The organism is Kribbella sp. CA-294648 (assembly GCF_050943845.1).
Lineage (GTDB): Bacteria > Actinomycetota > Actinomycetes > Propionibacteriales > Kribbellaceae > Kribbella.
The window spans coordinates 5,057,415-5,078,681 of sequence record NZ_CP191981.1 but is presented as its reverse complement, the minus strand read 5'-3'; the positions used below and the strand labels follow the sequence as shown (position 1 = coordinate 5,078,681).

The 21,267-nt window shown below is 69.4% G+C and carries 22 protein-coding genes; 14 read left to right on the top strand and 8 right to left on the bottom strand.

Annotated features, from left to right (window positions below; genetic code table 11):
* Positions 1 to 26 precede the first annotated feature (26 nt).
* Positions 27 to 2,189, top strand: a complete 2,163-nt coding sequence (locus ACQPYM_RS24080) for an MMPL family transporter (protein ID WP_433003907.1) — start codon at positions 27 to 29, stop codon at positions 2,187 to 2,189.
* A complete protein-coding gene (locus ACQPYM_RS24075) occupies positions 2,186 to 2,917 on the top strand; it encodes an SGNH/GDSL hydrolase family protein (RefSeq protein ID WP_433003903.1) in 732 nt (243 codons plus the stop codon). The genes ACQPYM_RS24080 and ACQPYM_RS24075 overlap by 4 nt, the downstream gene beginning before the upstream one ends.
* Here ACQPYM_RS24075 and ACQPYM_RS24070 read toward each other — a convergent pair.
* From ACQPYM_RS24070 to ACQPYM_RS24035, 8 genes are all read right to left on the bottom strand, one after another.
* The gene (locus ACQPYM_RS24070; protein WP_433003900.1) at positions 2,914 to 3,447 is read right to left on the bottom strand and encodes a PadR family transcriptional regulator; all 534 of its coding nucleotides are present in this window, start codon (positions 3,445 to 3,447) and stop codon (positions 2,914 to 2,916) included. The genes ACQPYM_RS24075 and ACQPYM_RS24070 overlap by 4 nt on opposite strands.
* 13 nt (positions 3,448 to 3,460) lie before the next feature.
* A complete protein-coding gene (locus tag ACQPYM_RS24065; RefSeq protein WP_433003897.1) occupies positions 3,461 to 3,889 on the bottom strand; it encodes a hypothetical protein in 429 nt (142 codons plus the stop codon).
* 63 nt (positions 3,890 to 3,952) lie between these two features.
* Entirely contained in the window at positions 3,953 to 4,666 is a 714-nt protein-coding gene (locus ACQPYM_RS24060) for a type 1 glutamine amidotransferase domain-containing protein (RefSeq protein ID WP_433003894.1), read from the bottom strand.
* On the bottom strand, positions 4,663 to 5,097 hold the full coding sequence (locus tag ACQPYM_RS24055; protein WP_433003891.1) for an SRPBCC family protein: 435 nt from the start codon (positions 5,095 to 5,097) through the stop codon (positions 4,663 to 4,665). The genes ACQPYM_RS24060 and ACQPYM_RS24055 overlap by 4 nt, the downstream gene beginning before the upstream one ends.
* 3 nt (positions 5,098 to 5,100) lie before the next feature.
* The gene (locus ACQPYM_RS24050; RefSeq protein WP_433003888.1) at positions 5,101 to 6,435 is read right to left on the bottom strand and encodes a cytochrome P450; all 1,335 of its coding nucleotides are present in this window, start codon (positions 6,433 to 6,435) and stop codon (positions 5,101 to 5,103) included.
* The gene (locus ACQPYM_RS24045) at positions 6,432 to 7,838 is read right to left on the bottom strand and encodes an FAD-binding oxidoreductase (RefSeq protein WP_433003885.1); all 1,407 of its coding nucleotides are present in this window, start codon (positions 7,836 to 7,838) and stop codon (positions 6,432 to 6,434) included. The genes ACQPYM_RS24050 and ACQPYM_RS24045 overlap by 4 nt, the downstream gene beginning before the upstream one ends.
* Positions 7,839 to 7,866: 28 nt before the next feature.
* On the bottom strand, positions 7,867 to 9,243 hold the full coding sequence (locus tag ACQPYM_RS24040) for a TrpB-like pyridoxal phosphate-dependent enzyme (RefSeq protein WP_433003882.1): 1,377 nt from the start codon (positions 9,241 to 9,243) through the stop codon (positions 7,867 to 7,869).
* Positions 9,244 to 9,254: 11 nt separating this feature from the next.
* Complete coding sequence (locus ACQPYM_RS24035) at positions 9,255 to 9,749, bottom strand: acyl-CoA thioesterase (protein WP_433003879.1); 495 nt, start codon at positions 9,747 to 9,749, stop codon at positions 9,255 to 9,257.
* A gap of 319 nt (positions 9,750 to 10,068) precedes the next feature.
* Between ACQPYM_RS24035 and ACQPYM_RS24030 the strand changes: the two genes are divergently transcribed.
* The 12 genes from ACQPYM_RS24030 to ACQPYM_RS23975 all read left to right on the top strand — a co-directional run bounded on the left by ACQPYM_RS24030 (position 10,069) and on the right by ACQPYM_RS23975 (position 21,191).
* Positions 10,069 to 10,572, top strand: a complete 504-nt coding sequence (locus tag ACQPYM_RS24030; RefSeq protein WP_433003876.1) for a 4'-phosphopantetheinyl transferase superfamily protein — start codon at positions 10,069 to 10,071, stop codon at positions 10,570 to 10,572.
* A complete protein-coding gene (locus tag ACQPYM_RS24025) occupies positions 10,566 to 11,525 on the top strand; it encodes an ACP S-malonyltransferase (RefSeq protein ID WP_433003873.1) in 960 nt (319 codons plus the stop codon). Before ACQPYM_RS24030 ends, ACQPYM_RS24025 begins: the two co-directional genes overlap by 7 nt.
* Positions 11,522 to 12,265, top strand: a complete 744-nt coding sequence (locus tag ACQPYM_RS24020; protein ID WP_433003870.1) for an SDR family NAD(P)-dependent oxidoreductase — start codon at positions 11,522 to 11,524, stop codon at positions 12,263 to 12,265. The genes ACQPYM_RS24025 and ACQPYM_RS24020 overlap by 4 nt, the downstream gene beginning before the upstream one ends.
* Positions 12,266 to 12,326: 61 nt before the next feature.
* A complete protein-coding gene (locus ACQPYM_RS24015) occupies positions 12,327 to 12,614 on the top strand; it encodes a phosphopantetheine-binding protein (RefSeq protein WP_433003867.1) in 288 nt (95 codons plus the stop codon).
* The gene (fabZ, locus tag ACQPYM_RS24010; RefSeq protein ID WP_433003864.1) at positions 12,611 to 13,129 is read left to right on the top strand and encodes a 3-hydroxyacyl-ACP dehydratase FabZ; all 519 of its coding nucleotides are present in this window, start codon (positions 12,611 to 12,613) and stop codon (positions 13,127 to 13,129) included. The genes ACQPYM_RS24015 and fabZ overlap by 4 nt, the downstream gene beginning before the upstream one ends.
* A gap of 11 nt (positions 13,130 to 13,140) precedes the next feature.
* Complete coding sequence (locus ACQPYM_RS24005) at positions 13,141 to 14,163, top strand: glycine cleavage T C-terminal barrel domain-containing protein (protein WP_433003861.1); 1,023 nt, start codon at positions 13,141 to 13,143, stop codon at positions 14,161 to 14,163.
* 27 nt (positions 14,164 to 14,190) lie between these two features.
* The gene (locus ACQPYM_RS24000) at positions 14,191 to 16,683 is read left to right on the top strand and encodes a beta-ketoacyl-[acyl-carrier-protein] synthase family protein (protein ID WP_433003858.1); all 2,493 of its coding nucleotides are present in this window, start codon (positions 14,191 to 14,193) and stop codon (positions 16,681 to 16,683) included.
* 23 nt (positions 16,684 to 16,706) lie between these two features.
* A complete protein-coding gene (locus tag ACQPYM_RS23995; protein ID WP_433003855.1) occupies positions 16,707 to 17,051 on the top strand; it encodes a hypothetical protein in 345 nt (114 codons plus the stop codon).
* Entirely contained in the window at positions 17,048 to 17,806 is a 759-nt protein-coding gene (locus tag ACQPYM_RS23990; RefSeq protein ID WP_433003852.1) for an SDR family NAD(P)-dependent oxidoreductase, read from the top strand. The genes ACQPYM_RS23995 and ACQPYM_RS23990 overlap by 4 nt, the downstream gene beginning before the upstream one ends.
* Before the next feature lie 31 nt (positions 17,807 to 17,837).
* Positions 17,838 to 19,658, top strand: a complete 1,821-nt coding sequence (gene asnB, locus ACQPYM_RS23985; RefSeq protein ID WP_433003849.1) for an asparagine synthase (glutamine-hydrolyzing) — start codon at positions 17,838 to 17,840, stop codon at positions 19,656 to 19,658.
* Complete coding sequence (locus ACQPYM_RS23980; RefSeq protein ID WP_433003846.1) at positions 19,658 to 19,903, top strand: ferredoxin; 246 nt, start codon at positions 19,658 to 19,660, stop codon at positions 19,901 to 19,903. The genes asnB and ACQPYM_RS23980 overlap by 1 nt, the downstream gene beginning before the upstream one ends.
* A 22-nt stretch (positions 19,904 to 19,925) precedes the next feature.
* The gene (locus ACQPYM_RS23975; RefSeq protein WP_433003843.1) at positions 19,926 to 21,191 is read left to right on the top strand and encodes an ATP-grasp domain-containing protein; all 1,266 of its coding nucleotides are present in this window, start codon (positions 19,926 to 19,928) and stop codon (positions 21,189 to 21,191) included.
* The last annotated feature ends 76 nt before the right edge of the window (positions 21,192 to 21,267 follow it).

Sequence of the window (21,267 nt, the reverse complement as noted above, 5' to 3'; positions counted from 1 at the left end):
CCCCGGACCGGAAGGAAGAGATGACCATGGCTGCCACCGGCTCGCCTCGTGTCCGTGTCGTGCGCTGGCTGGTTCCCTCCCTACTGATCCTCGTCTGGCTCGGAGCCGGTGGCTGGCTCGGCGCGGTCGGCAGCAAGCTCGCCGAAGAGGTCTCCAGCGGTGCCGCGACCTATCTGCCCCGCAACGCCGAGGCCACCGAGGTCGCCGCGATCAACCAGCGCTTCGGCGAAGCGGAGACATTGCCCGCGATCGTCGTCTACAGCCGTGACATCGCCCTGACCGCTGCCGACCGCCGCGCGATCGCCGACCAGACCGCGGCGATCAACCGCGACCTGGGCAGCAAGCTGGCGGGTCCGGCGACCGGACCACTGGTAGCTCCGGACGGCCGCGCTGCAATGGTCGTCGTACCGTTCGCCGGGACCGACTCGGCCAAGATCGCCGAGCACGTGCCAACCGTGCGTGGGTTGGTCAGCGGTGGCGAGGGCCTCGCCGTGCACGTCACCGGCCCGGCCGGCATCCAAGCGGACCTCAAGGAGGCGCTGGGTGCCATCGACCTGATGCTGGTCGCGGTGACGATGGCCGTCATCCTCGTCATCCTGGTCGTTGTCTACCGCAGTCCGTTGCTGCCGTTCCTGGTTCTGCTCGTCGCCGGTCTGGCTCTGGGCACGACCCAGGGCGTCATCTACCTGCTCGCCAAGCAGGACGTCCTGTCCTTGGGTGCCGAAGTGCAGGGCATCCTCAACGTCTTGGTGCTTGGTGCCGGTACCGACTACGCGCTGCTGCTCGTCTCGCGGTACCGGGAGGAGTTGCGCCGGCACCAGAGCCGCTTCGACGCCATGCGCGTCGCGTGGCGCAACTCGCTCGGCCCCATCGCGGCCAGCGGTGGGACCGTCGCGCTCGGCCTGCTGTGCTTGCTGATCAGCGATCTGAGCCTCAACCGCGACCTCGGTCCCGCCGGCGCGATCGGTATCGCCTGCGCCTTGCTGGCGATGCTGACCCTGATGCCGGCCGTGCTGATGCTGCTCGGACGGGCCGCGTTCTGGCCGCGCCGCCCGGAGTACGGATCCGAACCCGCTGAGCTGGCCGGGGTGTGGTCGCGGGTCGCCCGCTTCGTGGATCGGCGGCCGCGGATCCTGTGGATCGGTACTGCGCTGGGTCTCGTCGTGATGGCCCTGGGCGTGGTCCGCCTGGACGCGACCGGCCTTCCGCAGAACGAAATGATCCTTTCCAACGACGTGGAGTCGGTGGACGGTCAGCAGAAAATGACCGAGCACTTCCCGGGCGGCAGCGGCAGCCCGGCGATCGTGATCGCCAACGCCGACCGGATCACCGACGTGGCCACCGCGGCACGCCGGGTCGAGGGGATTGCCTCCGTCGCCCCGTACGTCGGCCCGAGGGCGGGCGCGCCGGCGCCGGGTGCTCAGCCCGTCGTCGTGGACGGGTTGGCCCGGCTCGACGTCACCCTCACCGACCCCCCGGACAGCAAGGCAGCACTGGGCACGCTCGAGCGGCTCCGCGACGCGGTAGGCGCCGTACCGCAGGCGGACGCCAAGACCGGTGGCTACACGGCCGTCCTGATGGACTTCAACGATGCGGCGGCCGCCGACCGCAAGGTCATGCCGTTGCTGCTGCTCGTGGTGGGGCTCGTCGTCGGTTTGCTGCTGCGCTCGATCGTGGCCACCCTGCTGTTGCTCGCCACCGTCGTGCTGTCCTACCTCGCCGCGCTCGGCCTGTCCGCGTTGGTGTTCCGCGACGTGTTCGGCTTCTCCGCGGTCGATGCGACCTTCCCGTTGCACGCCTTCGTGTTCCTCGTTGCCCTGGGCATCGACTACAACATCTTCCTGATGACGCGGGTCCGGGAGGAGTCCGTGCGAGCGGGCACCCGGCGGGGCATGATCCTCGGCCTGACCGTCACCGGAGGAGTCATCACGTCGGCAGGTGTGGTGCTGGCCGCGACCTTCGCGGCGCTGGCGGTCATCCCGCTGGTGCTCCTGGTCCAGCTGGCGTTCACGGTCGCGTTCGGCGTACTGCTGGACACGTTCATCGTGCGTTCCTTGCTGGTGCCGGCGCTCGCTCTCGACGTCGGCCGATGGATGTGGTGGCCAAGCCGGCTCAGCCGGGCGCCACAGCAGCCCGCTGCGAAGGCTGCCGAGCCGGCGGTGCTGGAACACAGCGGGGCTGACTCGTGACGGTCGACACCAAGGTCCGACGCAAGCGGCGACGCCGGATCGTGCTGCGGGTCCTGGCGGTCGGCTTCGGGCTGCTCCTGGTGGCCGAGGTCATCGGGCTGCTGCTGGTCTTCCGGCAGACCCGGAACTATCCGAAGTACTGGGCTGACCAGGCATCGCAGCCCGCGGCTCCGGAGGCCTTGCGCCTGGTTGCGTTCGGCGACTCCGCCGGTGTCGGCGTCGGCGCCTGGAAGCCCGAGGACAGTCTGGTCGGCCGGATCGCCGAGCATTTGCACGAGCGCACCGGGCGGCCGGTCCATGTGGCCAATTACTCGTCGCTCCGTGGTGGCACCTTCGGCAGTATCCTCACCGACCAGCTGCACCGGGCCGACGTGGCGAGCGCGGACGTGGTGGTGGTGGTCGCGGGCTCCAACGACACCGGCGGGAAGGTGCCGCTGGACACGTACCGGGCCAATGTCACCAAGGTGCTCGAGGCGCTTCCCGCCGATCGGACCGTGCTGTCCGACGTACCGCTGCAGGGCGGGCGGGACAACTACCAGCGGATCCTGGCGGAGGAGGCCGATGCCCGCGGGGTTCCGCACGCCGACTTCGCCGGCGCCTTCCGGGCGGCTCGCCGCCTCGACGTGTGGGCCCCGGACTTCACCCACGTCAACAGTGTCGGATACCGGATCTGGTTCCAGGCCTTCCGGCCGCACCTCGACACGATCGCCGGACGGCTGCAGCGCTAGTCGTTGGCTCCCCGGAGCTTGGTGGGCAGCGCGTCGAACCATTCCAGTACTGCGCGCTCGTACCGTACGCCGAAGTCGAGGGTCGCGGCCGCGTAGGGATCAGGCTCACCCGCCGGCGCCTCGGCGAGTTCCTTCTCGTACATGGCCAGGCGTTGCGCATGAAGGTGCCGATGCGTGGTGATCACTTCGGCGAGCCGCTCGGGCGGTACGTGCTCGCCGAACATCACCACGAGCAGGAGCGGGAAGCGGATCAGCTCCTCGGTCACGTCGCCCTGCAGCCACTCGCCGAAGGCCTCCCGTCCAGCGTCCGTCAGTGCGTACGGCCGCCGGGCGCGAGGTCCGGGATCGCCCGCCTCGACCAGCCCGGCCTCGGCCATCGCGGTCAGTTCCCGGTAGACCTGGCTCTGCGTCAGCGACCAGAAGTCGCCGATCCGCTGCTGGGCGGTGGCAACCAGGTCCCATCCGGTCATCGGGCCCTCGTGCAGGAAGCCGAGCAGCGACGCGGCGGTGGCGTTGAGGGTGCGGGTCATACGTCCCATTGTGTCAGGTCGCGGGCAGTTGCAGCTTCGGGAGGAGCAAGCTCAGGCCGAGCGACACGACTCCCACCGCGAGACTGATGCCGCCCAGGACGAGCACGACCACGAAGCCGTTCGGTCCGGTCGCGCCGTCGCCCAGCGCGGACACGAAGAAGCCCGTGGACATCAGCACGCCGGCCACCGGAATGGCGAGCCGGGCCAGCCAGCCTACGGCCCCCCAGGCGACGCGGGCTGCGTCGGCGAGCAGGACCGCGGTCAGGCTGAGGATGGTCAGCACACCGGCGTGCGCATGGCCGGCACGCCAGAACGAGGCCTGGAAATCCGTCCTCTCCACGTTTCCGGTGACGACCTGTGTCATGAAGACACCGCCGATCTCGACGGTGACGATCATCAGCAGCAGGATTCCGGCAATCACCTGCGAACGTCTGGTCAGCATCCGAACTCTCCTTCGCGCAATTTCACCGACACATCCCTCCCCAGTAGAACGTGTCCCGAGCGACTACGCAGGTGATGCCGTGGCGACCGCGATCGCCTGCTCGGCCACGAGTTCGGTCGACGCCGGGTTCTGGCCGGTCACCAGCCGGCCGTCGACCACGACATGCGGCAGGAACGGTCCCGCCGCGTCGTGCTTGGCGCCGCGCTCGACCAGCTCGTCGGCCAGCAGGAACGGCACCACCGAGGTCATCCCGACGGCGCGTTCCTCGTCGTTGGTGAAGCAGGCGACGTTGCGTCCGGCAACCAGATACTCGCCGTTCGACAGCCGGGTGCCGAGGAACGCGGCCGGACCGTGACAGACCGCGGCGATCACGGCGTCGTTCTCGTACGCGTCGCGCAGCAGGGCGGCCAGAGCTTCGTCGTACGGCAGGTCCCAGATCGCGCCGTGCCCGCCCGCGGTGAAGACGATCTGGTACGCCGTGGGGTCGACCTCCCGAACCGGCAGGGTCGAGGCGAGCGCAGCAGTCATGGCTTCGTCGGCGAAGAGCGCCTGTTGCGCCGGATCCCCGGTGTCGACCGCCTCGAGCGGTGGCCGGCCGCCCTGGATCGAGGCCACCTCGACCCGGTAGCCGGCCGACGCGAAGGTCCGCCACGACTCGGCCACCTCGGACGCGTAGGCGCCGGTCGACCGGCCGGTGTCCCCGAGGACGCCGTTGCTGGTCAGGACCAGCAGCGCGGTTCGTGAACCTGCCGGACGACCGGGCACTCTGCCGGTCACTGCCGGCCGGCCAGCTCTTCGGCCCGCCGGGCGAGCGTCTCGACGGTCTTCGGTACCCCCGCCTTCACCTGCGGGCCGAAGCTCTTGCCGAAGTGCTCGGCCGCGGGACCGACCAGGTCGACCCGCAGGTCGATCCGGGTGCGGCCGTCCGGCAGCGGGGTCAGCCGGTTGGTGGACCGCAAGGTGACGGTCTCGGCGATCTCGGTCTCGGAGACGTAGCCGGAGTTCTCGGTCGCTTCGACGATCGTGAACGGGAGCGGTCCGGCCCCCGGCGGGGTCAGCCGGCCCGTCGTACCGGCGCCGAACGGCCCGTCGAGTTCGACGTTGCTGACGGCAACGTTCCAGTCGGGCCAGCTGGCAACGTCCTGGTAACAGCTCCAGATCGCCTGGGGTGGCGCGGCGGCTTCCGCGCTGTGCTCATACGTCCACATCTGTCAGGTCTCCGGTGTCGTCCAGCGGATCGGTAGGTGCTTGATGCCGTTCTGGAAGTTGGACCGCAACCGCTCCGGCGGCCCGTCGGCCGCCACCTCGCCGAGCAGTTCCAGTACCGCGCCGAACAGCGCCCGCATCTGCACCCGGGCCAGTTGAGCCGCGATGCAGAAGTGCGGCCCGTGCCCGAACGCGATGTGTGGGTTGGGATTGCGGGTGATGTCGAAGGCGTCCGGATCGGCGAACACGGTCTCGTCCCGGTTCGCGGACGCGAAATACACGACCACCTTGTCGCCCTCGCGGATCTCCACGCCGGCCAGGCTGGTGTCCCGCGCCGCGGTTCGCCGGAACTGCGTCACCGGGCTCCACCAGCGCAGCATCTCCTCCACCGCGGAGTTGAGGAGCGAGCGGTCGGCGCGCAACTTCGCGTACTGGTCGGGGTGGGTGAGCAATGCATACATGCCGCCCGGCAGCGCGTTGCGGACGGTCTCGTTGCCGGCCACCGAGAACAACCAGAACAGCTTCTCCCACTCGTCGTTGCTGACCCGGCCGCCCTCGCTGTCGACCTGCTGCATGAGCAGCGACATGATGTCGTCGGCGGGTTCCTTGCGCCGGTACTGCGCCAGCTCGCGGGCGTAGGCGTACAGGTCCGCCATGCCGGACGGCACCCGCGAGTCCGGCATCCGCCCGTTCTCGTCCGGGTCGGGCCGTACCTGCAAGGCGCGGATCGCCATCTCGGTCGCGCCGCTGGTGTCGAACTCGCTGCTCGCCTGGTACTCCGCGTCCTGGACGCCGATGACCCGGTTGCTCCAGTCGAACATCAGCCACCGGTCGCTCTCCGGTACGCCGAGGATGTCGGACAGCGTCAGCAACGGGAGGTCGGCCGCGATGTCGCGGGCGAAGTTGCAGCTGCCGCGATCGACGACGGCGGCGACCAATTCGCGGGCATGGCCGGCGATCCGGTCCTCCAGTTTCGCGACCGCGCGGGGTGCGAACGCTTTGGTGAGGAGCCCGCGCAACCGGGAGTGGTCCGGCGGGTCCATGTTGATCATCATCTTCCGCAGCGGCGGCAGCAGGGGCGGGGGAGCGTCGTAGATCTGGGTGAGGCCGAGGCTGGACGAGAAGACCTGCGGGGACCGCAGTACGGTCTCGACGTCGGCGTAGCGCAGTACGGCCCAGAAGCCGGGACCGGCCGGCCAGTTGTCGACGGCAGGCTCGGGCACCCACACGACACCGTGCTCGCGTCGCAGTTGCCCCATCAGCTCGTGCGGTACGCCGGTGACGTAGGTATCAGGGTGGAACAGGGCCTCGGTGCCCCCGGTTTTCGTCGGCGCGTTCATGAGCGGTCTCCGCTGGCGGGCTTGATGTTGTGGTTGAAGCGGAACGTGTTGCCGGGGTCGTACTCCGCCTTCACCGCGGCCAGCCGGCGCATCCGCGCGTCGTTCCAGAAGGTGCTCACCCGGTCGACGTCTTCGTCGTCGGTCACCAGGTTGAGATAGGTGTCGCCCGATCCGACGGCGCGCAGGTCGGCACCGGCCTGCTTGGCCCAGGACCGGCAGCGGTCGGTGTCGGCCGGATCGGTCCACTGGCCGAGGACGTGGATCAGCCAGCTCTCCTGCCGGTGGCTGAAGGCGGTCGCGTCCGGCGGCACCCGGGTGACCGCGGCGTTGAACGGGATGACCTCGATGATGGAGTGCCGGTCGGGCAGCGTGCTGCCGTACGTCGCCAGCGTCTCGATCTGCTTGCTGCCCAGCTCGGGGAGGTACTCGCCGGTCCAGTAGTGCAGGTTGCCGTTCGGGTTCAGCGGGTCGAGCATCTGCTGCACCATGACGTACGGCATCGGATAGACGAAGTTGAGGACCGGCGATCCGAACTCCTGCACCGGCTTGACGACGCGCTGACCCTCTTCGGGCGATCCGGCGTACCGGAGGAAGATGCCGATCAGCCGGCTGCCGCGGTGCTCCTCGGGGATCACGTCCAGCGGTGGGGCGAACTGGAAGATCGCGTCCGCGCTGAGCTCTTCCGGCGCGTCGGCGATGAAGTCCCGCAGGAACGCGAGCACCTCGGGCGCCTGCTCGACGGGGTACGCGACCAGACCCGCCAGGATGATCGGCCCGACCGGGTGGCAGCGGAATTCGAGCGAGGTCACGACGCCGAAGTTGCCGCCGCCACCGCGCAATGCCCAGAACAGTTCCGGGTGGCTGTCCGCGCTGGCGGTGACGAGGTTGCCGTCGGCGGTCACCACGTCGGCCGACAGCAGGTTGTCGCAGGTCAGTCCGTACTTGCGCTGCAGCATCCCCATGCCGCCGTTGAGCGTGAGGCCCGCGATCCCGGTCATCGAGACCTGACCACTGGGGGTGGCCAGACCGAACAGCTGGGTGTCGCCGTCGAGGTCGGCGAGGGTGGCGCCGCCGGCGACCCGAACGGTCGGGCCATCGGGGCCGGCCGGGTTGACGTGGACGCCACGCATCAGCGACAGGTCGACGAGCGCGCCGCCGTCGCAGGTGCCGTGTCCCGCGACGCTGTGGCCGCCACCCCGGATCGCGACGGGCAAGCCGTTGTCGCGCGCGAACTGCACGGTCTTCACCACGTCGGCGACGCCCTGGCAGCGGGCGATCAGCGCCGGACGGCGGTCGATCATGCCGTTGTAGACCCGCCGGGCGCTGTCATAGCCGGGATGGTCGGGTAGGACCAGCTCACCGCGGAGGGCCATCTCCAGCTGGTCGGTCGGTAGCTGATTCATGCGGGAGCCTCCCAGAGCGGTGGTGATGTCAGCGGGGTGAGACGACGGGGAGCTGGTTCAGGAAGACTTCCAGCTGTTCGTCGGACAGTTCGTCGTCGGTGATCTCTCCGGCCTGGAAGGCCGTGTACGCGCCGAGGTCGAAGTGCGCGTGGCCGGTGACGAGCACCAGGATCGCCTGCTCCGTACCGGTTTCCCGGCAGCGGACGGCCTCGTCGATGCAGGCCGCGATTCCATGGGTGGCCTCGGGCGCGGGCATGATCCCTTCGGTCCGGGCGAACCTCAGGCCGGCCGCGAAGCACTCGGTCTGCGGCTTGGCCACCGGCTCGATCAGGCCCTTGTTGACGGCGTACGAGACGAGCGTCGAGACACCGTGGTAGCGCAGGCCGCCGGCGTGGATCGCAGCCGGGACGAACGCGTGGCCGACCGTGTACATCTTCATCAACGGCGTGAGGCCTTCCATGTCGCCGTAGTCCCAGGCATAGCGGCCACGCGTCATGGCCGGGCAGGCAGTGGGCTCGACGGCGACGACCCGGAGGTCTCGGTTGCCGGTCAGCTTCTCGCGCAGGAAGGGAAAGGCCAGGCCGCCCATCGACGAGCCGCCGCCGACACAGCTGATCAGTACGTCGGGATAGTCCTCGGCGAGCTCGAACTGCTTGAGCGCCTCTTCGCCGATGACGGTCTGATGCAGCAGAGTGTGGCCGGCGGTACTACCGAGCGCGTAGCCGACACTCTCGTCGGCGAGGGCGATCTCGACCGCCTCGCTGACCGCCAGCCCGATGCTGCCGAGCGGCTTGCTGCCGGCCGGCTCGGCGGCCAGCGCCTTGCGGCCGACCTCGGTGCGCGGGGTGGGGCTGCGGTGCACGGTCGCGCCGAACGCCTCCATCATCGTCTTGCGGTAGGGCTTCTGGTCGTACGACGCACCGACCCAGAAGACCTCGCAGTCGACCCCGAACTGGGCGCAGGCGAAGGCGAGCGCGGAACCCCACTGGCCGGCGCCGGTCTCGGTGGTGAGCTTCCTGATGCCCTGAGCGGCGTTGTAGTAGACCTGCGGTACGGCGGTGTTGACCTTGTGCGAGCCGGTCGGGCCGAGCCCTTCGTACTTGTAGTAGATGCGCGCCGGCGTCCCCAGATCGCGTTCCAGGTTGCGGGCCCGGTACAGCGGGCTCGGCCGGAACATCCGGTAGACATCGCGCACCTCGTCGGGGATGGCGATGAACCGCTCGGTCGAGCCGTCCTGGCGCAGGAGTGCGGCTGCCGACAGCGAACCCATCTCGGCCGCCGACATGGGCTCGTGAGTGCGCGGGTGCAGCGGCCGCGGCGGCCGCTCGGGCAGGTCCGCGACGAGGTTGTACCAGTGGGTGGGAATATCTTTCTCGTCCAGCAGGTATTTGATCTGGCCGCTCATCATCGTCCCTGTCAGCCGGCGGTCTCACTGGTGACAGCCAGTGGTCGCGCGGGGTTTCCCTGCCGTACACGTTGGCTGTCCAGAAATGCCTCGAACTTCTCGTGGAAGGAATCCGGGGCGCGCATCCGGAGACCTTTCTTCAGGTCGACCAGCGCATGCCCGGACTTCGCCTCGGCAATCAGCTGGCCGCCTTTTTTGCGGTAGATCTCGTAGAAACAGTCCAGCCGCGCCGTGGGTGTCGTCGCCCAGGTGCGGATGAGCAGGTCGTCGAGGTAGACCGCGGGGCTGTGGAAGCGGATGTGGAACTCGGTGGTGGTGATCTGGTAGTTCCAGTAGTCGACGCCGGCCGCCAGCGCGAAGGCTTCCCGGCCGAGGTCGCACCAGGCCATGTAGTTGCCGTAGTAGGCGTGGCGCTGGCCGTCGCACTCCGACCAGCGCACCCGGGCGGCCGTCTCGACGTACCCCCAGCGCATCACCCGGGGCGCCGTCTCAACCCAGCGGGGCATAGACCGTCATTCCTTCCGTTCGGTGTTCGCGGCGTCACTCAGGCTGCTGGCGACGCAGTTGCGGTGTCAAGGTGTTCGCGGCGGAGTGGCTGATTACTGCTACGCCGCTGGTGGTAGATATTTCAATTGCCATTCCGGTTTCGACGAGAATGCGGAGTTTCGCAATTCACGATGGCTGGGTCCAGCTAATGCCGGAGAAGTTCTTGACAGCTCAGGTTCCGCATTCGTAGCGTCGGCGCCGTCCGGCTGGAATATGTCCGGGCAGCATTCTTTGCTTACCGTCCGTGCAGTGCAACAGCTGTTTGTGGGGTGCTTCGTCATGAGTCGATCGACCGCCGTCGCAGCGGTGGGTGAGGTGCTGACGGTGACCCGGATACCGGCCGGGCGGTTGTGGGGTGCCGGCGTCGACGTCATCGATCACGACCGCTTCGCGCTGGCGATCCGGCGGACCGGTCCCGGGTTGTTGCGCCGGGTGTTCGACGACAGTGAGCGGTCCGGGACGGACTGGTCCCGCGACGGCGACGAGCTGGCCCGGCTGGGTCGCCTGTTCGGCATCAAGGAGAGCGTCGTCAAGATCGCGGGCGGTCTGCCGACCGGGGCCGGCTATCGCTCCATCGTGGTCGGGGAGGCCGGCGACGACGGCGTCCGTCCGATCGAGCTGCGCGGTGCGCTGGCCCGCTGGGCCGTTGGCGAGCAGGTGAAGCTGGTCGGCGGCGTTCTGCCCGCCGGCCGGATGCTGCCGTCCGGCCCGTCCGGGCCGCACCTCGATCTGTGCTGGGCCGCCGCGACGTGTGGTGAGAGCGGAACGGAGCAAGCATGGTGAGCACGCGGGACAGCATGCGCGACCTGGCGTTCGTCTTTCCTGGACAGGGAAGTCAGCAGCCCGCCATGGGCCGGGAGCTGACCAGATGCGGCGACGAGGCCCGCGCGCTGATCGGCCGGGCCGAGGAGTTGTCCGGCGTACCGGTCGGTGAACTGATGATGCGGGCCGACGCGGCCACCCTGGCCGATCCCGAGATCGCACAGCTCACCATCTTCGTGTGGTCGAGTGTGCTGGCCGCGGAGCTCGCCACTGCTGGGGTACGGCCGGACGCGGTGGCCGGGCACAGTCTCGGCGAATACCCGGCACTGGTTGCGGCCGGCTGCCTGAGTTGGGAGTCGGCGCTTGCCCTGGTGGCGCGCCGGGGCCGGGCGATGGCAGAGGCCGCGCGCCGGCGGCCTGGCGCGATGGCCGCCATCGTCGGCCTGTCGCTGGAGCAGGTCACCAACCTGTGCCGGCAGTTCTCGAACCGGCACGGCGCAGTCCTCGTGGTGGCGAATTTGAACGCGCCCCGCCAAGCGGTCATCTCCGGCACCAGCGAGCAGGTGGACGAGGCAGCCGAAGCAGCGAGGTCCGCGGGAGCGTTCCGGGTGAAGCGGCTTCCGGTCGGCGGCGCGTACCACTCGCCGCTGATGGCCGAAGCCGAACGAGAGCTGGCTCCGCTGATAGCGGCAGCTGACCTGCGCCCGCCGCAGGTGCCGTTCGTGTCGAGCGTGACCGGCTGCCTCGTCGACGACATCGAGCGGTACCGGCGGGTGCTCGCCACCCAGATCACTCGCCCGGTGCACTGGGCGGACACGGTGGAGAGGCTCGGCCGGCTCGGCGCGACCACCTTCGTCGAGGTAGGGCCCGGGCGGGTGCTCAGCGGGCTCGGCCGGAACATGCTGCGAACAGCCGAACATCTCGCCGGTACCGAGGCCCTTGGAACCCTCCTCGCGGCAGGGCAACAACGATGAGCATGGACGGACAGGTCGTGCTGGTGACCGGTGCGACGAAGGGGATCGGGCTCGGCGTCGCGACCGGCCTGGCCGAAGCCGGCGCCAAGGTGTTGCTCAACTACCGCCGCGACGCCGAGCAGGCCAAGGAGGCGCTCAGCCAGGTGCGGCAGCATCAGCCTGACGCCGAGCTGGTGCAGGCCGACGTCGCGCAGGCGGCCGAGGTCGACAAGATGTTCCGTCAGATCCGCGCCGAGCACGGCCGGCTGGACGGCTTGGTGAGCAACGCCGGGATCGCCAACGACGGCTATGCCCTGATGATGGGCGAGCAGAAGTGGCGCACCGTCGTCGACACCAACCTCACCGGCTCGTTCCTGGTCTGCCGCGCGGCCGCGCGGGTGATGGCCTCGCAACGGTCCGGCGCGATCGTCGCGGTCGCCTCGACCAGTGGCGTGAACGCCCCGGAGGGGCAGGCGAACTACGCCGCGTCCAAGGCCGGCCTGCTCGCGTTGGTCCGGGTGCTGGCCAAGGAGCTCGGCAGCTACGGCGTACGGGTGAACGCGGTGCTGCCCGGTTTCGTCGACACCGCGATGACACGCTCGATGCCGCAGAGCCAGCTCAGGGCCTTCGTCGACCGCGTACCGCTGGGCCGGATCGGCGCACCCGGGGACGTCGCGCCGGTGGTCCGGTTCCTGCTCAGTGCCGAGGCGGCGTACGTGACCGGAGCCTCCGTCGTGATCGACGGCGGCCTGACCTGCTGAGCCACTCAGCCACTGACGACCGACATCCCGACGACTGGACAACGACGACAGGAGAAGCCAGATGGTGGCAACGCTGGAAGAGACCAAGCAGGCGGTCAAGGCCCGCCAGGAGCTGTGCGGTGAGATGAAACACCTGCTGGTGGACAGGCTCGCCCTCACGGTCGATGCCGAGATGATCGGTGACGACCAGCCGCTGTTCGGGCGCGGACTGGAGCTCGACTCGATCGACACCCTCGAGCTGGCGATGGCGGTCGAGGAGAAGTTCGGCGTGGTGATCACCGACGACGACACCGAGAGCCTGCTCTCGCTGAACCGTCTCGTCGACCACGTGGTGGCCAACCGATCATGAGCTCCCCAGCCCTCGGGCAACAGACCGCAGACCGGCCACCGGCCGGCGACGGCCTGACCGCCGACGACATCGCCCGGTTGCTGCCGCATCGGTACCCGTTCTTCCTGCTGGACAAGGTGATCTCGGTCGAGCCGGGCGTCCGCGCGGAGGCGATCAAGAACATCACCTCGTCCGATCCCGTGCTCGCCGGGCACTTCCCGGGCCGGATGCTCTATCCCGGCGTGCTGCTGGTCGAGTGCGTGGCCCAGCTCGCCGCGGTGATCTACGGCAGCGCGGCGGCCTCGCGGGCCACCGGAGAGCTGGTCGCCGACGTCGCGGACCGGGTCGGCTACCTGGCCGAGATCAAGCAGGCGAAGTTCCTGCGCACGGTGCTGCCCGGCGACCAGGTGGTCATCCGCGCGCACACCGGTCCCCGGATGGGCAGCCTGATGTCGGTGACCGGACAGGCATCGGTCGGCCGTGACGTCGTGATGACGACCCGGCTCGTCGTCACCGAACGGAACGAAAGCGAATGAAGGAGAGCACGATGCAGAACGTCTATTCCGGCACCGACGCAGAGTACGAGCAGCTGCGCGGCGCGTGCGGCCTCGTCGACTACACCGGCGTCGGCCTGATCCGGGTCGGCGGCCCTGAGGCAGCCGCGTTCCTCGGCCAGGTCTCGACCCGCAGCGTCGACTTCCTGCTCGAAGGCCAGATCTCGGCCGCCCTGCTGCTGAAGCAGGACGGCACCGTGCTTGCGGAGGCACTGATCCATTGCCGCGACGCCGACTACCTCGTCGAGGTGTGGCCCGCGCAGGCGTCCGCAGCGGTGGAGCACCTGACCACCGCCGGAGCAGCCGGGACGCACGACGTAACTGTCCAGGACGTGTCCCAGGAGTTCCGGGTCTTCGGTATCGAGGGTCCGCAGTCGCCGGCCATCGCGCAAAAGTTCCTGCCGTTCCCGATCTCTTCCATGTCCTACGCCAGCTTCGTCACGACGCCGTGGCGCGACGACCTGGAGTTGCTGGTGAGCCGCTCCGGCGTCACCGGTGAGTACGGCTACAAGCTGCACGTGCCGGCCGCCGCCGGCGGTGAACTGCGCGAGCATTTGCTCAGCCTCGGTGCCGCCGAGGCCGGACTCGACGCGGTGGACATCTGCCGGATGGAGATGCGGTTCGCGAACCTGGAGCGGGAAGCCGACGGCGTGACGCCGTTCGAGGTCGGCCTGCAGTGGATGGTCGATTTCGGCCACGAGTTCACCGGCCAGGAAGCCCTGGCCACGCAGTGGAAGGCCAGACTCGACCGGCGCCCGGTCTGCTGGCTCGCCGCCGACGGGCTCGAGGCGGCCCCCGAGCGCGGTACGCCGCTCACGATCGACGGTGAACAGGTAGGAGCCGTCACGCACGCGGTCTACTCGCCGCGCCTGTCCCGGGTGATCGGCACCGCCCGTGTCGATTCCGAGGTCGCGGCGGCCGGGATCGACTTCACCCTCGACGAGCTCAACCACCCGGTCCAGACCGTCGCCGCGCCGTTCCTCGTCGCGACCAGCTTCGGCGTACCGCTCGAATAGCGGCGGCAGCCGCAGGAGGAGTAACCCATGAACACTACGGGGGTCAGCCCAGCCGGTGAGCCGGCACCGCCGACAGCCGTCGCCATCACGGGCGTCGCGATGACGTGTGCGCTCGGAACGGGCACCGAGGCCGTCTGGACCGGAGTACGCGATGGTGCGACCGGGATCGGGCGGACCCGCCGGCTGGACACGTCGCCGTTGAGTTGCCAGTACTCCGGTGAGGTGGCCGAGATACCCGTACCACCGCAGCGCGGCCGGGGCCGGGTCGACCGCGCGATCGGCATGGCGCTGGGCGCGGCGGCCGAGGCCATTGAGCACTCCAAGCTGGACATCGCCTCACTCGATCCGTACCGGGTCGGCATTGCGATGGGTACGTCGGTCGGCGGCCTGGACGCGGGGGAGCAGTACCACTGGGAGTTGCTGCGTGGCGAGGGCCGGGTTGAAGCGGCCTCGCGGCATCATCTGCTCACCTATCCGCTGTACACCTCGACCGATGCGGTGAGCGCAGCCTTCGGGCTCAAGGGGCCCAAGGTGGTGATCTCCAACGCGTGCGCGGCCGGTGCGAACTCGATCGGCTGGGCGATCGACGCGATCCGCGACGGCCGGGCCGACGTGATGCTGGCCGGTGGCGTGGACGTACTCGACATCCTCTCGCTGGCGGGATTCGACAGCCTCAAAGCGCTGGACGACCAGCCCTGCGCGCCGTACTCCCGCAGCAGCGGTCTCAACATCGGTGAGGGCGCGGCCATGCTGGTCCTCGAGTCCGAGCAAGCTGCCCGGACACGTGGCGCGCAGGTGCTCGCGTACATCCTCGGCTACGCACTCAGCAGCGACGCGCACCACGCAACAGCACCGGATCCGGTGGGTAGCGGTGCCTTGCGCGCGATGCGGCGGGCGCTGGAGCAGGCGGGCTTCGAGGCCGGCGACGTCGACTACGTCAACGGTCACGGCACCGGTACGCCGGCCAACGACAGCGCCGAACCCAAGGCCGTCAGCGCGCTCTTCGGTGCGACCGGCATTCCGCCGATGAGCAGCACCAAGTCGCAGGTCGGGCACATGCTGGGTGCGGCCGGAGCGCTGGAGGCCGCCGTCTGCGCGATGGCGTTGCGCGACCAGGTGCTGCCGCCGACGGTGAACGTCGATGAGGCAGCGATCCACGACAGCGCCACCGCCAAGCAGGGCCACGACATCGTGCCGAACCGGTCACGACCCGCCGAGCTCGACGTCGTGGTGTCGAACTCGTTCGCCTTCGGCGGTAACAACTGCGCGCTGGTGCTGGGTCGTACGCCGGGCAAAGCGCCGGTCCGGCCCGACCGCCGGGTGGTGCTGACCGGTGCCGGGATCGTCTCGCCCATCGGCCTCGGGCGCGAAGGGTTCATCACCGCACTGAAGGACGGCAAGGTCGGGATCGGCCAGGCGGCGAGCATCGACACCAGCCAGTCCGCGAGCCGGCTCACGGCCGAGATCACCGATCACGACTACCGGCGCTGGATCAATCCGGCGTACGCGCGCCGGCTCGACCAGCTCGGGCTGCTGGTCCTGGCGGCGACCCGGAGTGCCTTCTCCGACGCCGGCTACCAGATCACCCGGCAGAACGCCACGCAGGTCGGCATGGTCTTCGGTACCTTCACCGGCCCGCTGGAAACTGTGGCGCAGCTGACCGAAACGATCGGCAGCGAAGGTCCGCACCGGGTCAGCCCGCGCCTGTTCCCCAACTCGGTGATGAACGCGGCGCCCGGGCACGCCTGTCTGTCACTACAGATCAAAGGTCCGCTGTCGACGCTCGCGATCGGCTGCGCGTCGGGGGTCGCCGGCCTCGGCTACGCCGCCGACCTGGTACGTCGCGGCGAAGCCGAAGTGATGGCCGCGGTGAGCGCGGACGAACTCACCCCGCTGCTCCATCTCGGCTACGACCACCTCGGACTGCTCTCGTCGGACGCGGTGCGCCCGTACGACCGCGACTCCAGCGGATGCGTGATCGGCGCGGGCGCGGCAGCGCTCGTGGTGGAGTCGCTGGAACACGCGCAGGCGCGGGGAGCGACGATCCTCGCGGAGATCCGCGGGCACGGCGGTACCGGTGACGCCTACCGGGTGGCCGGCAACGACCCGTCCGGCGAGGCATGGGCGCAGAGCCACCGCAACGCGCTGGCCCACTCGGGGCTGACCGCCGCGGATGTCGGTGTCGTGTACGGCGACGCCCGTGGCACGGCGGCCATCGATCGGGCCGAGGCGAATGCGGTCGCGGCGGTGTTCCCGGCCGGCTCGACCCGGCTGGCCAACCTCAGTGGGCAGGTCGGTCACATCCACTCCACGACAGCGCTGATGTCGGTGCTCAGTGCGGTGGAAAGCATGCGGACCGGTTGGGTTCCACCGATCAACGGGCTGCGTGACCCGTTGCCCGGGCTCGAACCGTACGTCGGGTCCGACCACGATCCCGCCGGCCGCGCCGCACTCGTGACGGCGGCCAACTGGGGCGGTACATACGCCTCGGTTCTGCTGACCCCCTGGCCGTCACAGTGAAAGGAATCTTTCAGGTATCCGCGATGCAGGCGCCGGCGGAGCCGAGCTGGTCGCAGCTGGTCAGTCCGGCCGAGCTGGCGTACTGCCTCGACCTCGAGTTGGTCGGTGAGCACGTGGCGGCTCGGGTGGCCGCGAAACGCGCGATCGCCGAGGCGCTGCGCTGGCCCGGACCGGTGCCGTGGTCGAGCATCGAGATCCTGCGGACGCCACCTGGCCGACCCGCGGTCCGGTTGAGCGGCGAGGTCGAGCAGTGGCGTCGCCAGCTCGGGTTGCCGGTGCCGCGGGTCTCTCTCAGCCACGCCGCCGGGTACGCCGCAGCGCTCGCCTGGCTACCCGCCCGACGCAACGACCCGGAGGACTCCTGGTGACCACAAACGGTCTGGCGGGGCGGGTGGCTCTGGTTTCCGGCGCGGCTAGTGGCATCGGCCGGGCCGTGGCCGAGCTCCTGGTGGGCGCCGGCGCCGGCGTTGTACTGGGGGATATCGACCGTGGGCGGTGTGAAGCGGTAGCCAAGGAGCTTGCCGCGGGCAACTTTCCGGGTCGGGTCGTCGCGACCGAGCTGGACGTCACCGACGCCGCGGCCTGGTCTCGTTTCGCCCGAACCGCACGCCGGTCCTTCGGCTACCCCGACCTGCTGGTGAACAACGCCGGCGTGCTCGGGATCCACGGCCTGGAAGGCGTCACCGAGGCCGAGTGGAATCAGGTCGTCGACGTCTGCCAGCGCGGCACCTGGCTCGGCCTGCAAGCCGCCGTGCCGTCCATGCACCTGGCCGGACGCGGCGCAATCGTCAACGTGTGCTCGGTGTTCGGGCAGATCGGTTCCGGTGCAGCGTTCGCGTACCACGGCGCCAAGGGCGCGGTCGCCGCGATGACGCGGGCGGCGGCCGTCGAACTCGCGCATGCCCGTATCCGCGTCAACGCGGTCTCTCCCGGCATGGTCGAGACGCCAATGACCACCGGCTTACCGGCGCAGTTCGTCAGCGATTTTGTCGCCGCCACACCGATGAAGCGGATGGCGACACCGCACGAGGTTGCTGCTGCAGTGCTGTTCCTGCTGTCCGACGACGCGTCCTTCATCACCGGTACCGACCTGCTGGTCGACGGCGGATACGCGGCCCGATGAGACCCGTGACAGAACCTGGGAGGTCCTAGCCATGTGCGGCATCACCGGATGGGTCGACTGGGAGCGGCGCCTCGCCAGCGAGCCGGCCGTCCTGCAAGCCATGACCGACACACTTGCCTGCCGTGGCCCGGACGCGGGCGGGACCTGGCTCAGCGAACAGGCTGCGATCGGTCACCGCCGGTTGGCCGTCATCGACGTGGAAGGCGGCGCGCAGCCGATGGTCGCGCACCGGCAACCGGGGGGCCGGCCGGTCGTCCTCACCTTCAGCGGCGAGGTGTACAACTTCGCCGAGCTGCGCAGCGAGCTCCGGACCCGTGGCCATCACTTCACCACCCGATCGGACACCGAGGTCGTCCTGCGGGCGTATCTCGAGTGGGGCGCGGACTGTGTCGAGCGCCTGGAGGGGATGTTCGCGTTCGCGATCTTCGACGACGAGACACAGCGGCTGCTGCTCGCCCGCGACCGGCTCGGCATCAAACCGCTGTACTACTACCTCTACGCCGAGGGCATCGTCTTCGGCTCCGAGCCCAAAGCACTGCTGGCGAGTCCGGTGTTCGAAGCCGCGCTGGACGACCAGGGCGTGCTCGAGTTGTTCGCGATGTTCGGCACGCACACGCCGGGCAGCGGAGTACTGCGCGACTTGCGCGAGGTACGGCCCGGCACAGTGCTGGAGTTCGACCGCAACGGCGTCGAGTCTCGCGCGTACTGGCGTCTTGCCAGCGCCCGACACACCGACGACCTCGACACCACGGTCGAGACGGTTCGCGCCCTGCTCTCGGATGCGGTGACCCGCCAACTCGTCTCCGACGTACCCCTGTGTGCGTTGGTGTCCGGCGGTCTCGACTCCAGCCTCATCGGGGTGCTGGCCAGTCGAGCGGCCGGGGCGCTGTCCACGTTCGCCGTCGACTTCGCGGGCAGTGCCGACGACTTCCGGGCGGACGCGAACCGGCCGGCCCTCGACGCGCCGTACGTCCGGACCTTGGTCGAGCAGATCAAGTCGGAGCACACCGACGTGGTGCTCGACGTACCGAATCTGCTGGGCACCTTCGAGCGGGCGACCCGCGCGCGTGATCTGCCGTGTCTGGGCGAGCTCGACGCTTCGCTCTATCTGTTGTTCGACGCGATCGCCGGCCGCTCGACGGTGGCGCTGTCCGGTGAGTCCGCGGACGAGGTGTTCGGCGGCTACGCGTGGTTCCACGACGAGCAGGCGGTGGCCCGGAACGGCTTCCCCTGGAACCTCGACGACACCGGCTTCGCCAACGTCCTCGCGCCGGGGCTGAAGGAACGGTTGCGGCCGCGGGAGTACGCGGCGGACCGGTACGCCGAAGCGCTCGCCGAGGTGCCCCGGCTGCCTGGCGAGCAGGGCTCCGACCGGCGAATGCGCGAGGTGTCGTACCTCGCGCTGACCCGTTTCCTTCCGGTGCTGCTCGACCGCAAGGACCGGATGAGCATGGCGGTCGGTCTGGAGGTCCGGGTGCCGTTCTGCGACACCCGGCTGGTGGAGTACCTCTGGAACGTGCCCTGGGCAACCAAAGCGATCGACGGTACGCCGAAAGGCCTGCTCCGGCGGGTCGCCGCCGGACTGCTGCCGCCCGAACTCGTCAGTCGGCCCAAGACGATGTACCCGACCGCACCCGATCCGAAGTACGACGCGGCCGTGCGTGCGGCAGCGCGATCGCTGCTCGGCAGCGAGTCGACCATCGGGCCGCTGCTGGACGCCGAACGCGTCATCGCCCTGATCGACGGCGACAGCCGGCGACCCGCATGGATGCAACGGATGGCGCTGGCCTACCTCACCCAGATCGAGCTGTGGCTGCGGCAGTACGAGGTGAAACTCATGGTGTCGGTGTGATGGCCAGGTGGAAGGTGACCGTCGACCAGAACGCGTGCACCGGCAGTGGAATGTGCCTCGGGGTGGCACCCGGCCACTTCGAGTTCGGGCCCGACCGTCGATCGCGGCCGCGGGCCGCCCTGGTCGACTCGGACGACGCTGCGGCGACTGCGATCGCGAGTGCGGCGGAGTGCTGCCCGATGGCGGCGATCGTCGTCGCCGACGCCGGCTCCGGCCGGCAACTCGTCCCCGAACCGGCCGAATGAGCTGGAAAACCAGGAGGTTCCCGTGCGACCTGTTGTGATGCTCCTGCTGGGCACCCGGGGGATCCGGGTCACCGAAACCGTGCAGCAGTTGCGGCCGGTCGGCGATGTCGTGGTGGCCACCAGCGCCGACATCCTCGACGCGCGTGCCGATCGGCTCGACGACGACCTGCCGGCCACTGTGGTGATCGCCGAACACAGCGACGGCCTGATCGACCGCGCGGTGGCATACGCGGCCGAGCACCGAGTGGACGGAGTACTGACCTTCTCCGACGACCTGGTCGAGGCGACGGCTGCGGTCGCCGATCGGCTCGGCCTGCCGGGACAGCCGCCCGCGACCATGGCGGCCTTCCGCGACAAGTACGTTCAACGCAGTACGTTGGCCGCCGCCGGGGTTCCGACGCCGCGTTTCGCCCGGCTCGCAAGCGCCGACGACGTACCGGCAGCCCTGGCTGAGGTCCCGCTGGCGGCGATCCTCAAGCCGACCCGGGGGAGTGGCGGCGCCCTTGCCTCCATCGTCACCGCGCCGGACCAGTTGGCCGACCGAGTTGCGGTTGCGTTCGACGACGCGGCCAGGGCCGGCGGAGCGGTGGACCCCGGGACCGAGTTCATCCTGGAGGAAGTACTGGTGGGCGATCCGGCCAGGGCCACCCCGGCCTTCGCGCCGTACGTCAGCGTCGAGTCGGTCGCGGTCAACGGCGTGGTGACCCATCTGGCGGTCACCGACCGGTTCCCGACCGCGCCGCCGGTGCTGGAGACCGGCATGATGCTGCCGTCCGGACTGGGTGCCGGCGAGAAGACCGAGGTGCTCGCGATGGCTGATCAGGCGCTCAGCGCGCTGGGTTTGTCCTGCGGCCTCGCGCATACCGAGCTGATGCTCACCGCCGACGGACCGCGCATCATCGAGGTGAACGGCCGGGCCGGCGGAGCGCTGCCGTACCTCTTCCCGATGGTGTCGGGCGTGAACCTGATCGCCCGGGCGGGTCAGGCGGCGCTGGGCCTCGACAGCGGCGAGCTGCCGTCGTTTACCGGGCACGCGGTGTTCGTGAGCCCGCACCATCCGGTCGGAGTGGAGATCGAGAAGGTCGAAGGCCTCGACGAGATCGCCGCGCTGCCGGCCGTCCGCGCGGTCATTCCCCTGTCGGTCGGACCAGGACGAACGGACGCACACCGAGACACCCTCATCGCCGCAATCCTGGCCACCGTGCCGACCCCGAACGCTGCCGCCGCGGTCTGGCGGGAGGCGATGGCGCTCATCCGTCCGCGGTACACCCTTTCTTCCACAGTTTAAACTGAGCGGTAATTTCTTATTCAGTGATCAACTATTGTGAATTCGGCCTGAACGTTTGCCGACCGTTTAGTCTTGG

Bases quoted from the DNA above. Each gene is read 5' to 3' on its own strand.
- ACQPYM_RS24055 (WP_433003891.1), bottom strand. From the start codon at position 5,097: ATGTGGACGTATGAGCACAGCGCGGAAGCCGCCGCGCCACCCCAGGCG.
- ACQPYM_RS24025 (WP_433003873.1), top strand. From the start codon at position 10,566: ATGGTGAGCACGCGGGACAGCATGCGCGACCTGGCGTTCGTCTTTCCT.
- ACQPYM_RS24080 (WP_433003907.1), top strand. From the start codon at position 27: ATGGCTGCCACCGGCTCGCCTCGTGTCCGTGTCGTGCGCTGGCTGGTT.
- fabZ (WP_433003864.1), top strand. From the start codon at position 12,611: ATGAGCTCCCCAGCCCTCGGGCAACAGACCGCAGACCGGCCACCGGCC.
- asnB (WP_433003849.1), top strand. From the start codon at position 17,838: ATGTGCGGCATCACCGGATGGGTCGACTGGGAGCGGCGCCTCGCCAGC.
- ACQPYM_RS23995 (WP_433003855.1), top strand. From the start codon at position 16,707: ATGCAGGCGCCGGCGGAGCCGAGCTGGTCGCAGCTGGTCAGTCCGGCC.
- ACQPYM_RS24020 (WP_433003870.1), top strand. From the start codon at position 11,522: ATGAGCATGGACGGACAGGTCGTGCTGGTGACCGGTGCGACGAAGGGG.
- ACQPYM_RS24035 (WP_433003879.1), bottom strand. From the start codon at position 9,749: ATGCCCCGCTGGGTTGAGACGGCGCCCCGGGTGATGCGCTGGGGGTAC.
- ACQPYM_RS24000 (WP_433003858.1), top strand. From the start codon at position 14,191: ATGAACACTACGGGGGTCAGCCCAGCCGGTGAGCCGGCACCGCCGACA.
- ACQPYM_RS24070 (WP_433003900.1), bottom strand. From the start codon at position 3,447: ATGACCCGCACCCTCAACGCCACCGCCGCGTCGCTGCTCGGCTTCCTG.
- ACQPYM_RS24065 (WP_433003897.1), bottom strand. From the start codon at position 3,889: ATGCTGACCAGACGTTCGCAGGTGATTGCCGGAATCCTGCTGCTGATG.
- ACQPYM_RS23980 (WP_433003846.1), top strand. From the start codon at position 19,658: ATGGCCAGGTGGAAGGTGACCGTCGACCAGAACGCGTGCACCGGCAGT.
- ACQPYM_RS24015 (WP_433003867.1), top strand. From the start codon at position 12,327: ATGGTGGCAACGCTGGAAGAGACCAAGCAGGCGGTCAAGGCCCGCCAG.
- ACQPYM_RS24050 (WP_433003888.1), bottom strand. From the start codon at position 6,435: ATGAACGCGCCGACGAAAACCGGGGGCACCGAGGCCCTGTTCCACCCT.
- ACQPYM_RS24040 (WP_433003882.1), bottom strand. From the start codon at position 9,243: ATGAGCGGCCAGATCAAATACCTGCTGGACGAGAAAGATATTCCCACC.
- ACQPYM_RS24030 (WP_433003876.1), top strand. From the start codon at position 10,069: ATGAGTCGATCGACCGCCGTCGCAGCGGTGGGTGAGGTGCTGACGGTG.
- ACQPYM_RS24005 (WP_433003861.1), top strand. From the start codon at position 13,141: ATGCAGAACGTCTATTCCGGCACCGACGCAGAGTACGAGCAGCTGCGC.
- ACQPYM_RS24045 (WP_433003885.1), bottom strand. From the start codon at position 7,838: ATGAATCAGCTACCGACCGACCAGCTGGAGATGGCCCTCCGCGGTGAG.